The 14075-nt window shown below is 75.0% G+C and carries 13 protein-coding genes; 6 read left to right on the top strand and 7 right to left on the bottom strand.

Features of this window, described 5'->3' with window-relative positions:
* Nucleotides 1-2 precede the first annotated feature (2 nt).
* Complete coding sequence (locus ACIRQF_RS28965; RefSeq protein WP_404096332.1) at nt 3-1019, bottom strand: DUF4349 domain-containing protein; 1017 nt, start codon at nt 1017-1019, stop codon at nt 3-5.
* 138 nt (nt 1020-1157) lie between these two features.
* Here ACIRQF_RS28965 and hemG point away from each other — a divergent pair, with 138 nt between their 5' ends.
* The gene (hemG, locus tag ACIRQF_RS28960) at nt 1158-2777 is read left to right on the top strand and encodes a protoporphyrinogen oxidase (protein ID WP_404096330.1); all 1620 of its coding nucleotides are present in this window, start codon (nt 1158-1160) and stop codon (nt 2775-2777) included.
* Between the two features lie 17 nt (nt 2778-2794).
* Nucleotides 2795-3508, top strand: coding sequence for a hydrogen peroxide-dependent heme synthase (gene hemQ / locus ACIRQF_RS28955; RefSeq protein ID WP_376628940.1), 714 nt, complete (start codon nt 2795-2797; stop codon nt 3506-3508).
* 22 nt (nt 3509-3530) lie between these two features.
* Here the strand turns inward: hemQ and ACIRQF_RS28950 are convergent, their stop codons facing one another.
* The 5 genes from ACIRQF_RS28950 to ACIRQF_RS28930 form a co-directional block, all read right to left on the bottom strand.
* Nucleotides 3531-5276, bottom strand: a complete 1746-nt coding sequence (locus tag ACIRQF_RS28950; RefSeq protein ID WP_404096326.1) for an alpha/beta fold hydrolase — start codon at nt 5274-5276, stop codon at nt 3531-3533.
* 75 nt (nt 5277-5351) lie between these two features.
* A complete protein-coding gene (locus ACIRQF_RS28945) occupies nt 5352-6122 on the bottom strand; it encodes a TIGR04222 domain-containing membrane protein (protein WP_404096323.1) in 771 nt (256 codons plus the stop codon).
* Nucleotides 6123-6150: 28 nt separating this feature from the next.
* On the bottom strand, nt 6151-7224 hold the full coding sequence (locus tag ACIRQF_RS28940; protein WP_404096320.1) for a TIGR04222 domain-containing membrane protein: 1074 nt from the start codon (nt 7222-7224) through the stop codon (nt 6151-6153).
* Between the two features lie 7 nt (nt 7225-7231).
* Nucleotides 7232-8974, bottom strand: a complete 1743-nt coding sequence (locus ACIRQF_RS28935; RefSeq protein WP_404096317.1) for a DUF692 family multinuclear iron-containing protein — start codon at nt 8972-8974, stop codon at nt 7232-7234.
* A 174-nt stretch (nt 8975-9148) separates the two neighbouring features.
* Nucleotides 9149-9901 (bottom strand): aminoacyl-tRNA hydrolase, encoded by a 753-nt coding sequence (locus ACIRQF_RS28930; protein WP_404096315.1) that lies wholly within the window; start codon nt 9899-9901, stop codon nt 9149-9151.
* Between the two features lie 81 nt (nt 9902-9982).
* Between ACIRQF_RS28930 and ACIRQF_RS28925 the strand changes: the two genes are divergently transcribed.
* The 4 genes from ACIRQF_RS28925 (at nt 9983) to ACIRQF_RS28910 (ending at nt 13507) form a co-directional block, all read left to right on the top strand.
* Entirely contained in the window at nt 9983-10657 is a 675-nt protein-coding gene (locus ACIRQF_RS28925; RefSeq protein WP_376628951.1) for an AIM24 family protein, read from the top strand.
* 13 nt (nt 10658-10670) lie between these two features.
* Nucleotides 10671-11621: an ATP-binding cassette domain-containing protein gene (locus ACIRQF_RS28920; RefSeq protein WP_404096313.1), complete on the top strand. Its 951-nt coding sequence runs from the start codon at nt 10671-10673 to the stop codon at nt 11619-11621.
* Between the two features lie 5 nt (nt 11622-11626).
* Complete coding sequence (locus tag ACIRQF_RS28915; protein ID WP_404096664.1) at nt 11627-12277, top strand: ABC transporter; 651 nt, start codon at nt 11627-11629, stop codon at nt 12275-12277.
* A gap of 138 nt (nt 12278-12415) precedes the next feature.
* Nucleotides 12416-13507 carry an acyltransferase family protein gene (locus ACIRQF_RS28910; protein WP_404096661.1) on the top strand — a complete coding sequence of 364 codons (1092 nt, stop codon included), beginning with the start codon at nt 12416-12418 and terminating at the stop codon, nt 13505-13507.
* 162 nt (nt 13508-13669) lie between these two features.
* Here the strand turns inward: ACIRQF_RS28910 and ACIRQF_RS28905 are convergent, their stop codons facing one another.
* A complete protein-coding gene (locus tag ACIRQF_RS28905) occupies nt 13670-13966 on the bottom strand; it encodes an FtsK/SpoIIIE domain-containing protein (protein WP_404096310.1) in 297 nt (98 codons plus the stop codon).
* Between the last annotated feature and the right edge of the window lie 109 nt (nt 13967-14075).

The following is a 14075-nucleotide window of genomic DNA, read 5'->3' as shown; positions in this document are numbered from 1 at the left end:
CCCTATTCTTCAGGGCTCGCCTCCTCTCCGGGCGCGCCGGAGCGGACCCGCCCCTCCTCCGCGGATGCCCCGGGCCGGTTTCCGGCCCCTCGCGCGGCCGGTACGGACGCTTCCGCGGGCGGCACGGGACGCGTCCGGGTCCGCCGCGGCCGGATCACCCACCGCCACACCGCGTACGCGAGAGCTGCCACCGCCAGCCACGGCGCGAGCGCGGCGAGGACCACCAGGATCCAGGCGGCGGCGGCCACGAGCGCGTCCCAGCCGCCCGAGAGCGCGTCGAGGAAGCCCGGCCGGTCGGTGTCCTCCCCGGCCGGCGCGGTCTCCGGCTCGGTGAGCTGGAGGGTGATCGTCGCCATCGACGTACGGTCCCGGAGCGCGGACTGCTGGGCGAGCAGCGATTCCAGGTCCGCCTGACGGCGGCTCAGTTCGCCTTCCAGGGTGACCACGTCGCTCAGCCGCGTGGCCCGGTCCATCAGCGCTCGCACCCGCGCCACGCTGGCGCGCTGGGTCGCGATCCGGCTCTCCACGTCCACCACCTGCTCGGTGACGTCCTTGGCGTCGGCCTTGCGCGACAGCAGCTTGCCCGCGCCCGCCAGTTCGGCGAGGACGGCGTCGTAGCGCTCCTGCGGGACGCGCAGCACCAGTCGCGAGGTGACGTGGGTGTCGTCGACCCGCTCGGTCGTCTCGTTCTCGACGTGGCCGCCCGCGTTCCCGACGGCCCGGCGCGCCGCGGCCGTCGCCTTCGCCGCGTCCTCGACCTCCACGGTCAGCTCGGCGGTCCGGATGACGTGATGTCGCACCGCGACGGGTGTCCTGGGCTGCGGCGCGGTGCTCCGCCCCGCGCCCGACGCGGTGTCCGCGGCGCCGTCCGACGCGGCCTCGGGGCCCGCGTATCCGGGCTTCTCCGCGCTCAGGCCCTTGGCGTCCCCCCGCGCGTCGTCGGCGCCGCCCGCGCAACCGGTCAGGACGAGTGAAGCCGTCAGCAGCGCCGCCGCCGCGGCCGTGCGCCCTCTTCGCATGCCGTACCCCCCAAGGTCTCGGTCTGTGGTGCCCCTTGGACGCCAGGGTGGGGGAGCGGGTTTCGGTCCGGCGGTCGCGAAGCGGTCACGTTCGGGCCTCGGAACGGGTGCGCGCGGGCGATTTGAGAGAGTGGTCCCATGAACGGCCCCATGAACGCGAACGCGCAGCGCACGGACGGTCGGACCACGGACGCCGGGACCACGGACGCCCGGACCACCGACGGGTGGACCGGCGACGCCCGCACCACCGACGGGTGGACGGGCGACGGGCGGACCACCGACGGGCGGGTCGGCGACGGCCGGGCGGCCGGACCGCGCGTCGTCGTGATCGGCGGCGGCATCTCCGGCCTGGCCGCCGCCCACCGCCTCGTCACCGCGGGCGCCCGGGTGACCCTCCTGGAGGGCTCCGACCGGCTCGGCGGCAAGCTCCTCGCCGGGGAGATCGCCGGCGCTCCCGTCGACCTCGGCGCCGAGTCCCTGCTCGCCCGCCGCCCCGAGGCCGTCGCGCTCGCCGAACGGGTCGGTCTCGGCGACCGGCTCCAGGCCCCCGCCACCACCACCGCCTCCGTCTGGTCCCGCGGCACGCTCGTGCCCATGCCCAAGGGCCACGTCATGGGCGTTCCCGGCGACGGCCGCGCGGTCGAGGGCCTGCTGTCCGCCGAGGCCGTCGCGCGGATCGGCCGTGACCTCGCGCTCCCGCCGACCGAGATCGGCGAGGACGTCGCCATCGGCGCGTACGTCGCCGAGCGCATGGGCCACGAGGTCGTCGACCGGCTCGTCGAGCCCCTCCTCGGCGGGGTCTACGCGGGCGACGCGTACCGCATCTCCATGAGGGCCGCCGTGCCCGCGCTCTTCGCGGCCGCCCGCCGGCACCCCACGCTCACCGAGGCCGTGCGCGCCGTCCAGCAGGCCGGCGCCGCCACCCCGAGTGACGCCGCGGGCGCCGCCACCGGCCTCGGCGGCACGGGTCTCGGCGCGGCGGTGTTCGCCGGCGTCCGGGGCGGCGTGGGGACCCTGCCCGGCGCGGTCGCCGACGCGATCCGGGCCGCGGGCGGCACGGTCCTGACCCGTACCCCGGTGACGGAGCTGCGCCGCACCGGCCCGGACGGCTGGCAGGCCGTGACCCCGGAGCACACGTACACCGCCGACGCCGTCGTCCTCGCCACCCCCGCCGGACCCGCCGCCGCGCTCCTCGCCGCCCACGCGCCGACCGCCTCGACCGAGCTCGGCGCGGTCGAGTACGCCTCCATGGCCCTCGTCACCCTCGCCTTCCGCCGCGCGGACGTGGCGGCGCTCCCCGGCTCCGGCTTCCTCGTCCCGCCCGTCGACGGTCACACCATCAAGGCGTCCACCTTCTCCAGCCAGAAGTGGCGCTGGGTGACCGACGCCGCCCCCGACCTCTTCGTCCTGCGCACCTCCGTCGGCCGCCACGGTGAGGAGGAGCAGGTCCACCGGGAGGAGGCCGACCTCGTCGACGTCTCCCTCCGGGACCTGTCCGCCGCCACCGGCCTCGCCGCCCGGCCCGTCGCCGCCGCCGTGACCCGCTGGATCGGCGGCCTGCCCCAGTACCCGGTCGGCCACCTGGCCCGGATGGAGCGCGTCCGCGCCGCCGTCGCGGGCCTGCCCGGACTCGCCCTCGCGGGCGCCGCGTACGAGGGCGTCGGCATCCCCGCGTGCATCGCCTCGGGCAGCCGTGCCGCCGACGAGATCATCGCCACGTCGAAAACCACCCACCCTGGTGCAGGGCACTCTTCGTGACGGGCGAGAATGGACGCATGAGTGCGCCCGAAAAGATCCCGAACGCCGGTAAGAAGGCGAAGGACCTCAACGAGGTCATCCGCTACACCCTGTGGTCTGTCTTCAAGCTGCGCGACGTTCTGCCCGAGGACCGCGGCGGTTACGCCGACGAGGTCCAGGAGCTGTTCGATCAGCTCGCCGCCAAGGACATCACCGTCCGCGGCACGTACGACCTCTCGGGTCTGCGTGCCGACGCCGACGTGATGATCTGGTGGCACGCCGAGACGAGCGACCAGCTCCAGGAGGCGTACAACCTCTTCCGCCGCACCAGGCTGGGCCGTGCCCTCGAGCCGGTCTGGTCGAACATGGCGCTGCACCGCCCCGCCGAGTTCAACAAGTCGCACATCCCGGCCTTCCTGGCCGACGAGACCCCGCGCGACTACGTCTCGGTGTACCCGTTCGTCCGCTCCTACGACTGGTACCTGCTGCCGGACGAGGACCGCCGTCGCATGCTCGCCGACCACGGCAAGATGGCCCGCGGCTTCCCGGACGTGCGGGCCAACACCGTCGCCTCGTTCTCGCTCGGCGACTACGAGTGGATCCTCGCCTTCGAGGCCGACGAGCTGTACCGGATCGTCGACCTGATGCGTCACCTGCGTGCCTCCGAGGCGCGGCTGCACGTCCGCGAGGAGATCCCGTTCTACACCGGCCGCCGCAAGAGCGTGGCGGACCTGGTGGCCGGCCTGGCCTGACGGCCCGGCCCACCCGACCCGGTCACCGCCCGGCGCCCAGCCCGGCGGTGATCCCTCGACCCGGAAGATCAGACGGCGCGCGGACCTCCGCCTGCCGCTCCAGCGACACCGGGTCCGGCTCCGGGTGCGGCGCGCACGACGCGCGCCGCACCGGCGTCCCTTCCGTGCCGGCCGCAGCGCTGGTCACCTCCTCGGAGTCGCTCCCGGCATCCGCGCCGGCCTCCGCAGCCGCGGTCACGCCCGCCTTCGCGCCGGGCACCGCTCCGGTGAGCAGATAGCGCTCCAGATAGGCGTTCACGCAGGCGTTCGCGCCGCCCCCGATGCCGTGCGACCCGGCGTCCGCCTCCGTCACCAGGGCCGCGCCCGCCAGGCGGCGCTGCAGCTCCAGTGCCCCCTCGTACGGCGCCGCCGCGTCCCGCTCGGCCGCCAGGATCAGCACCGGCGGCAGCACTCCCGGACCGGTCCGCACGTCCAGCGGCCGTTGGCGGGGGGCCTGCCAGTACGCGCAGGGCAGGTTGGCCCACACGTTGTCCCAGGTCTCGAACGGTGCCCGGCGGGCGAGCCGGGTGTTGTCCCGGTCCCACAGCGCGAAGTCCTCCGGCCAGGGGGCGTCGTTGCACTCCACGGCCGTGTAGACGGCGGTCGCGTTGCCGGGGTCGCCGGTCGCGGCCTCGCCGGAACGGGCCGGGCCGGCCGGCGCCGCCTGGGCGATCAGCGGCCGGGGGTCGCCCTGCAGGTAGGCCCCGAGGGCACCCGCCCGGGCCGGCCAGAAGCGGTCGTCGTACAGCGCCTGCAGCATCGCCCGGTGCAGCTGCCCGGGCCCGACCCTGCCGCCCGCCGGGGCGGCGGCGAGCTCGACGCGCACCTTCTCGTACTGCTCGCCCACCGCGGCGGCGCTCGTGCCGAGCCCGTACACCCGGTCGTGCTTGGCCGCCCAGGCGCGGAAGTCCGCCCAGCGGCGCTCGAAGGCGAGCGACTGGTCGAGGTTGTCGACGTACCAGATCTGCCGCGGCGAGGGGTTCACGGGCGCGTCGAAGACCATCCGGCGCACCCGGTGCGGGAACAGCGTCGCGTACAGCGCGCCGAAGTACGTGCCGTAGGAGGCGCCCATGTACGTCAGGCGCCGCTCGCCGAGCGCGGCCCGCAGCACCTCCAGATCGCGGGCGTTGTTCAGCGAGTGGTAGTGCCGCAGCGCCGCCCCGGTGCGGCGGGCGCAGCCCCGCGCGTACGTGGTGGCGCGGGCGATCCGCTCCTTCTTGAAGACGTCGGAGGGGTGGGTCGGCGCGAGCGTCGGGCCCGTCACGCGGTCGGCCGGGTCCTGGCAGGACACAGGTGCGGAACGCCCGACCCCGCGCGGGGCGTAGCCGACCAGGTCGTACGCGGCGGCGATCCGCCGCCAGGCGGGGAGCCCGGCGGCGAGCGGGAAGTACGTGGAGGAGGCCCCGGGGCCGCCCGGGTTGTAGACGAGTGCGCCCTGCCGGTCGGCCGCGGGGCCCGAGGCCTTCACGCGGCTGACGGTGAGCGGGATGCGGGTGCCCTCGGGGTGCGCGTAGTCGAGCGGGACGCGTACGGTGCCGCACTCCACCGGTGCCGGCAGCTTCTCCGCCGCCGGGCACGGCCCGAAGCGGATCCCGGTGGCCGCCGCGGCCCGTGCCGCGGCCGACACGCCGCGGCTCTCGGAGGGCGGCGCGTCGAGCCGGGGCGGACCGGCCACGGCGGGGGTCAGGAGGGTGGACAGCACCAGCGCGTGCAGCGCGACCGCCTTCATCGACGCCTTCCCTTCGTAGCCGCGGAGCAGCGGACACGAGGAGGGTCGGCGCTGGGCACCGGCCCCGTCCAGGACCTAGGCGGGGTGTCGCCTGTCATGTACCCGGAAGGCTGCACGCAGCTCCGGTTCGAGCACCTCGGTGCCCCGCCGCGCGAGGGCCGTCAGCGGGTCGTGGGCGGACAGCTGCGAGAGCAGCCGCCGCCCGGCCGGTGAGGCCCAGCAGCCGTGGCCGGGGTCGTCGGCGCGGGCGATCAGAAGGCACAGCCCGGACGCCACCAGCGGCAGCGAGAACCAGGCCGCCAGCGGTCCCCGCTCGCCCGCCGGCGCCGGCAGCACCGCACAGGCCCCGAGCAGCAGCGTCAGCAGGAACGCGCCCCGCACCCCGCGCGCACCCGCGGCCGTCACCCGCCGCTCGGCCTCGGGCAGCGCGAGCCCGCGCTCGACCAGACCGTCGGCCAGCGCCCGTACGCCCGCGGCGCCGGCGGCCAGCTCCCGTACGTCCCCGATCCGCGCCTGCCCGCCGGGCCCGATCGCGCCGAGCGCCGCGCGCTCGAGCACGTCCCGGCCGCCCGCGCCGTCCACGACGGTCGCCCAGCCGGTGTGCGCCAGCAGCACGAGCCCCGAGCGGTGCAGGCCGACCAGCGTGAGGTCGACGACGCGCAGCGGCCCGCCCGCGAGATACGCGGCCTCGCGGACGGAGAGCGCGTCCCCGTGCGCCGGCCGGTCGCCCGCGACGGCGTCCCGGCACACCCGCGCGCAGGCGACACCGGAGACCACGAGGGCGACGAGGAGCAGCGGGACCCAGACCACGATCAGGTTGTACGGCAGGACGGACCGGACCGCCACCCCGATGGCGGTCCTCCCGGGCGCCCCGTCAGCTGCTGGAGGAGCAGGAACTGGAGCTGGAGGAACAGGAGCTGCTGCCGGAGGAGCAGGAACTCGACGACGAGGAGCAGGAGCTGCTGCCGGAGGAGCAGGAACTCGACGACGAGGAGCAGGAGCTGCCGCCCCCTGAGCAGCTGCTCCCGCCCGAGCAGGAGCTCCCGCCGCCCCCGGAGCAGGAGTTGCCGCTCCCGCAGCCGCCGCCCCCGGTCTCGCCCCCCGCGGCCGACGCGCACCACATGACCGGCAGGACGGCGGCGTCGTAGGACGAGTCGGACCCGGACGAGGAACGGACCCGGTGCGAGGTGTGGGGACGGGGACGGTGCACCGGGGTACGGGCCGCGGTGGCCAGCTGCTGCCGCAGCTCCGGGTCCGGCAGCGCCCGCAGCCCGTGCAGGGCGACCAGGGTGCCCGGGTCCGCGAGGTGCGCGTGCCCCCGTCCGAAGGCCGTGACGGCCGCCCGGCCGGCGGGCGTGGTCCGGCTCGCCACCGAGGACGCGCAGACCACGGCCGTGACGAGCACACCGACCAGCGCCGGCAGCACCTTCAGGACGAACGGCACGGGGCTGCCCGGGCCCGTCATCTCCACGACGGTCAGGATCAGGGTCACCGGCAGCATGCAGAGGCTCGCGATACCCGTCCCGATGCTCCAGCGGAGCGCCGAGCGCCGCGCCCGGGGCTCGACGAGCAGCCCGCGCGCGGCCAGCGCGTCGCCGGTCTCCTGCACGGCGGGGTGCCGCATGACCTCGATCCGCAGCGGGGCGAGCGCGCCGTTGCCCGCCGCCGTGAGCGACGCGAGCACGGCCCGCTCCACCGGGTCCTGCGCCACGGCGCCCTGCTGGGCGGCCCACACCAGACCCGGGCCGCCGATCAGGAGTCGGCCGTTCGCCTGCAGCGAGGCGAGCGCGCTGTCCACGACCCGGGCCGGGCCGCCGTTCAGGAAGGCGACCTCGTAACGGTCGTGGACGGGCCCGCCGGAGCCGCGCCGGGTGCGCCGCAGCTTCGTGACGAGCAGGGCGGCGACGCCGACGGCGATGACAGAGAAGACGACAGCGGTCGTGTTCATGGCCGCCTCACCCCTTTCCCAGTGCGGTACGGACCCGGTGCGCGAGGCGCGCCGCCGGGCCGGGCGGCCGGATGCCGGCGCGTTCCTTCCACCAGGCGGTCAGCCGCCGCCTGGCGTCGGGGTCCTCGGGCCGGCCGGCCACGAGCAGGCCCTCGACGAAGTCCAGGGCGTCGTGCCGGTAGCCGTCGGTCATGGGCCGGTTCCTGGCGTACGCGAGGAACGCCGGCCGGTAGCCCTCGCCCAGGATCTCCGGGAGCTCGGGTGCCACCTTGGCCACGACGTCCGCCCGCTTCGCCGCGAGCGCCCGGCTCTGCACCCCGAGCCGCCGTACGTCGAAGCCCTCGGGCGTGGGCGTCCCGGCCACCAGCGCCGACAGCAGCGCCGCCTCGGCGACGGCGACCCGCTGGCGGGCGGCCGCGGGGGCGCCCGCCGACGGGGCGGCGGCCCCCGGGGCCGCCACGGCCGGGGCGTGCGCCGGGAGCGGCGCCGCGCCGGGAGCCGCCGAGCGGGCTCCGGTCGCGTGCGCCGGGAGCGGCGCCGCGCCGGGAGCCGCCGAGCGGGCTCCGGTCCCCGCGGGGGCCGACACCGACGACGTACGGGCTCCGGCTTCCGCGGGGACCGGCGCCGGCATACGGGCTCCGGCCTCTGCCGGGACGCGGGCCGCTCCGGCCGGGACCGGCACCGACGGCGTACGGGCTCGGGCCTCTGCCGGGATGCGGGTCGCTCCGGCGGGGACCGGCACCGACGGCGTACGGGCTCCGGCCTCCGCCGGGACCGGCACCGGCGTACGGGCTCCGGCCTCCGCCGGGACGCGGGTCGCTCCGGCCGGTGCCTGGGCGGGCACGCGGGGCTCGCCGTCCGCCGACGGTGCCGGCATCGGGCCCCCCGAGACCCGGGCGCCCGCGCCGATGAGGAGGGGCCGGGGCCGGGCCCCGGTGACCGTCGCGCGGATCGCGGAGAGCTCGGCCGCGAGTTCCCGCGGCGCCGGGAAGTGGTCGTCCCGTTCCAGCAGGACACCCGGAGGGGAGACCCGGGAAGCCAGGTCCGCCAGGATGTCGAGGACGGGCCGGGACACCGGGTGGGCGTGGGTGTCGTGCCAGACCCCGTCCCGCTCCAGGCCGCCCGCCACGTGCACGTACGCGATGGCCTCGACCGGCAGCGAGGACAGCGCCTCCGCCGGGTCCTCGCCCCGGTTGACGTGGTTGGTGTGCAGGTTGGCCACGTCGATCAGGAGCCGCACCCCCGTGCGCTCCACGAGCTCCGACAGGAACTGGCCCTCCGTCAGCTCCTCGCCCGGCCATGCGACCAGGGCCGCGATGTTCTCCAGGGCCAGCGGCACCGGGAGCGCGTCCTGGGCGGCACGGACGTTCTCACACAGCACCTCCAGCGCGTCCCAGGTGCGCGGGACGGGCAGCAGATGGCCCGCCTCCAGGAGCGGCGTCGCCGTCAGCGGCCCCCCGGCCCGTACGAACGCGATGTGCTCCGTCACCAGCGGCGCCCCGAGAGCGGTGGCCTTCTCGGCGAGCGCGGCGAGCCGTCCGGCGTCCGGTCGGTCGGCACCGCCCAGCCCCAGCGAGACGCCGTGCGGCACGACCGTCACCCCGCGCGCCCGCAGCCGCTGCAGGGAGTCGGGCAGATGGCCGGCGCAGACGTTCTCCGCGACGACCTCCACCCAGTCGACACCGGGCAGCGCCTCGACCGCGTCCGCGATCTCGGGCCGCCAGCCGATGCCGATACCGAGTTCCTTCATGTCCCCCTCCTTCGGTCCCTCACGTGATGGCCCGGAAGCCGCCGTTCGAATCCGGACGGGGAGACGTTCAGAGGTTGATTTGAGGTTCGCCGCGGCCGGAAGCCGTGGTGACCACCGGCGACGCCCTCTTCCTGCCACGCGGGCCGTGGACGATCCTGCGGATCGCGCCGGCCCTCAACCGAAGGACACGTCCTCCTGCGCGCGCAGCCGCAGCCGCGCGCCGACCCGCTCCCCGCCCTCGGCGACGACGGTGCACGACCCTGGCGCGATCTCGGTGAAGCCCGCGTCCCGGACGACCGGGAGGCCGCCCGCCGTCAGCCGGGCCCAGCGCTCCGGGTCGGCGGTGCGGACCGCGAGCGGGAAGCCGGCCTCGCGCCAGGTCCTGCGGTCGGCGTCCGACAGCTCCCACCACAGCAGCTGGGCGCCGTGCCCGGCCTGGGCCATGGTCTTGCCGGCGGACATGTCCAGCTGCGGATTGAGCCACAGCACGACCGTGCCCTCCGGCACCGGCCCGGGCTCGACGGGGTCGTCGAGGTCGGTGCCGGAGACCTGGAGCTTGGCCAGCTCCTTGGGCCAGCCGTCGAGCGGGACGGGCGGGAAGACCCGTACCTCCGCGGCGGGGACGTCGCCGTCGGCGTCGCCGCCGCCCGCGCCCGTCACCGCGATCCCCGGAAGGGCCGCCGCCCGGCGCCACTCCGCGCCGCGGGCCCGCCGTACGACCTTGCGGATCCGGGCGTCCTGCCAGTCCGTCATGGCCTGCGCCCACTCGCCCTCGCCGTGGGACCGCTCGTCGGCCAGGATCTCCAGGACCGCGCGGGCGGCCGTCTCCAGGGCGTCGGTACGGGCCGGGGGCGCGGCCTTCTCGATGCGGACCACGAGGGGGAGGACGAACTGCGGCTTGTCGTCACGGGTGTCGTTGCTGCTCACCCGGCAAGTCTGCCAGCCCGTCCGGATGCCCGTACGAGCGATTCTTGTGGGAATGAGGGCTTCCGGGACAGGATGCCGTCCATGAAGAGTGATCTTTTCGCCAGTGAGCACCTCGCCGAGGCGGCGACGTTTCCGGGGATGACCCTCCAGAACGCCAAGTCGGTCAAGTACACCGTCAACGGGGAGATGCACGCCCGACAGGGCTCGATGATCGCCTTCCGGGGGAACCTGCAGTTCGAGCACAAGAGCCAGGGCCTCGGTGGCCTGCTCAAGCGCGCGGTGACCGGCGAGGGCCTGGCCCTGATGGCCGTCCGCGGCCAGGGCGAGGCGTGGTTCGCCCACGAGGCGCAGAACTGTTTCATCGTGGAGATCGAGCAGGGCGACGCCCTGACCGTCAACGGCCGCAACGTGCTGTGCTTCGACTCCACGCTCCACTACGAGATCAAGACGGTGAAGGGCGCCGGCATGACCGGTGGCGGCCTGTTCAACAGCGTCTTCACCGGCTACGGCAAGATCGCCCTGATGTGCGAGGGCAATCCGATCGTCATCCCGGTCAACCCGCAGGAGCCGGTCTTCGTCGACACGGACGCGGTCGTCGGCTGGAGCGAGCGCCTGCAGACCTCGCTGCACCGCTCCCAGTCCTTCGGCTCGATGATCCGCGGCGGTTCGGGCGAGGCGGTCCAGCTGAAGCTGGAGGGCCAGGGCTTCGTCATCGTCCGCCCGAGCGAGGCGACCCCGCAGAAGGTCGCGAACTGATCCCGGCGCGACCGTGATCCTGGAGGGCGTCGGACGCCGCTACGCACCACGCGGGCCCTGGGTGCTGCGCGAGGTGGGCCTCGGCCTGCCCGCCGGCACCCTGACGCGCGTCAACGGCACCAACGGCACCGGCAAGTCCACCCTGTTGCGGCTGGTCGCCGGCATCGACGCTCCCAGCGAGGGGCGGATCACGGCCCGCCCCGCCCGCACGGCCTACGTCCCCGAACGCTTCCCGGCCGCCCTGCCGCTGACCGCGCGCGGTTACCTCGTCCACCTGGCCCGTGTCCAGGGCCTGGACGGGCGTACGGCGCGGTCGCGGGCGGGGGAGTGGCTGGACCGGTTCGGCGCGGCCGCGTACGGGAACACCCCGCTGGCCGCCCTCTCCAAGGGCACCAGCCAGAAGGTCGCCGTCGCGCAGGCGCTCCTCGCCGAGCCGGACCTCCTCGTCCTCGACGAGGCCTGGACCGGTCTGGACGCGGCCGCCCGCGCGGAACTCGACCGCGCGGTGCGGGAACGCGTCGCGGCAGGCGCCCGGGTCGTCTTCGTCGACCACGACCCGGGCCGGCTGGAGGGGGAGGCGGACGCGGAGTACGCCGTCTCGGACGGGAGACTCCACCGGACGGAACCCGCCGGACCGGCTCCGTCCCGGGCTGTGCACCCGCGCGCCGGCACCTCCGACCCCGTCCACCCGGGCGCCGGTACCTCCGACCCGGTCCACCCGGGCGCCGACACCCGCGACCCCGTCCACCCCGGCGCCGGTACCCGTACCCGGATCACCGCCTCGGGCGGCACGCGGCTGCCCGAGGGGCTGCCGGGCGCGCCGGACTGCGCGTGGCACGGTCACCAGCTGGTCGCGACGGTCCACGCGGACCACTCCGACGCCGTCCTGCGGGCCCTGCTGGACGCGGACTGGCACATCGAGCACCTGACCCCCGAGGCGACGACCGAAGGCACCCGCGCATGACGGGCATGTCCGCCCTGCTCCGCTACCAGGCCGCCCTGCTCCTGCGCTCGCAGCGCTGGCTCGCGCCTTTCCTGCTCTACGTGGCGTACGTCGGCGTCGGCATCCGACCGGGGGAGCCGGTACTCGGCGCGCTCGGTTACGCGGTGACCGGTCTCGTCCCGGTGGCGGCCTGGGCGGTGCGGATCTGCCTGAACCAGGAACCGCCCGCCGCGCGCGCCGTGACCGCGGCGGCGGCCGGCCGCGCCCGCGCGCACCTGGCGGCCATCCTGACCGGCACCGCGGCCGTCCTGTTCACCGGCGCCGGAACGGCTCTCGGGGTGACGGCGGTGAGCGACCGGCACGGGGTCACCGCGCCTGAGGCGGGCGCCGAGGGCCTGCTCGCGGCCGCCGTCTGCGTGCTGACCGGCGCCGCCGTCGGCGCCCTCACGACCCGCCCGCTGATCCCCTCGCGCGGCTGGTCGCTCGCGACCCTGCTCCTCGGCTCCCTCCTCGCCCTGGTCACCGCGGGCTCCCCGGTGCGGACCGCCGTGACGGCCCTGGTCACCGACGCCCGCGCGCCGGCGGTCACCCTCCCGTGGCCCGCGCTGGGCGCGGCCCTGGCGCTCGCGACGGGCGCCGTGGCCCTCGCGTGCCGGGCGACGGCCTGGCGGTCGTGAAGGCCCGGGGCCGACCCAGGACCTTCCCGTACCGTGATTGACTCTGCCTCGGACGAAACCCGTGTCATGTGCCGCGCTGCAGAGCCGCCCAGCCATGGACGTCCTGTCACCAGCCGGCCCCAGAGGAATTCCGTGTCCATGCCCGCCCTGCCGACCCAGAAGGTCGGCACTTCCGAGTCAGCCGCGCCCGGGCGCGCCGCCTACTTCGACAACGCCAAGTTGCTGGCCGTCGTCCTCGTGGTCTGCGGCCACTTCTGGGAGCCCCTGATCGGTCAGCCCGAGCAGCGCCCTGTGAAGGCTCTGTATCTGCTGGTCTACGCCTTCCACATGCCGGCGTTCGTATTCATATCGGGCTACTTCACCAGGACGTACACGGCTCAGCCGCGGCAGGTCCGCCGACTGGCGACCGGCGTGCTGATCCCCTTCATCTTGTGGGGCGTGCTCCTCGCCCTCTTCAACAGCTTTCTCACGGAGACGCAGCCGAAGCTCCTGCCGCTCACTCCCGTCTGGGTCACGTGGTTCCTGATCGCCCTGTTCCTGTGGCGGCTGTCCGCGCCCTTGTGGCAGAACCTGCGGGCGCCGGTGACGACCACCACGGCGGTCTTCCTCGCCGCGGGCGCCTTCTCGCTCGGCGCTCAGCTCTCGATCACCCGAGTCCTGCAGTTCCTGCCCTTCTTCGTGCTGGGCCTCACCGTGTCGCCCGAGCGGCTGGCGTGGCTGCGCGACAGGGTGTGGGCCAGGCCGGCGGCCGTCGTCGCCTTCGTCACCGCGGGTGTGGGGGCCTACGTGATCGCACCGGACATCAGCGCGGTGTGGTTCTACCGGAGTGCCGGCGCCTCGGAGCTGCACGTCTCCTATTTGCACTGGCTCGTTCAGGCCTCGGCCGTCTACGCGGTCGGTCTCGTCCTCACCGGCGCGTTCCTGGTGCTCGTCCCGAGCCGCCGCACCTGGTTCACGGCTCTGGGGGCCGGCACGATGTCCGCCTTCCTGCTGCACGCGTTCGTCCGGCAGGCCGCCCTCCACGGCGGTCTCTACGACCACGAGTTCTTCCAGGGCGTGCCAGGGCAGGCGGTCCTCACCGTCCTCTCGGCGGGCCTGGCCCTCGCGCTGTGCACGCGACCCGTGCACCGCCTCATGCGGCCCTTGATCGAGCCGCGGCTCCGCTGGCTCTTCCGTTCCGACGAGGTTGCGCGGCACCGGGCCGTGGGCAGCCCCGGGATCAACACGTGACCTTCACCTGACAAACACGTTCTCGGTCACGTGTGAAGCCCGACACCCGAAAGGGTGGAGCACTGCCCCGTTTGCCCCAGTGGAAATGTCGCTCCTGTCGATCACCACGAGCAGCAGCGGCAGCTCGGGGCTGAATTCGGTGATGCGGTCGGTGCGGCCGGACTAGAACAGCCGTTCCTGGCGCTGCATCTCCTCGCGCACCCAGCGCAGGATCTTGGTCGGCTCGTCTGGGTGAATGGCGTCGGAGACCTTGTAGGCGGTACGCCACCAGGGCGCGACCGCACCGAGGTTGGGATCGATCACGATCAGCCGCACATCCCGCATGAGCGAGGCGTAGGCGAGGAGGGTGTTGACGGTGATCGATTTGCCGGAGCGGGTGAGGCCGGCGACGAGGGCGGGGGCGGAGTAGGCGAGGTTGAGCACGATGGGGGTGCCGTCCTCGTCCCAGCCGAGCAGCACATCATCGTGCCGTCTCCGTTTGCACGGTTGCGGTGGGAGGCGGGGGTGCTGCGTGGGGTTGCTGCCGGCCGGGGTGGTGGTGGCGTGGAGGAACGATGTCGCGGCGGAC

Source organism: Streptomyces sp. NPDC101191 (assembly GCF_044767915.1).
In the GTDB taxonomy this organism is placed as follows: domain Bacteria; phylum Actinomycetota; class Actinomycetes; order Streptomycetales; family Streptomycetaceae; genus Streptomyces.
The sequence above is the reverse complement of the archived record's forward strand: the minus strand, read 5'-3'. Positions and strand labels throughout refer to the sequence as shown.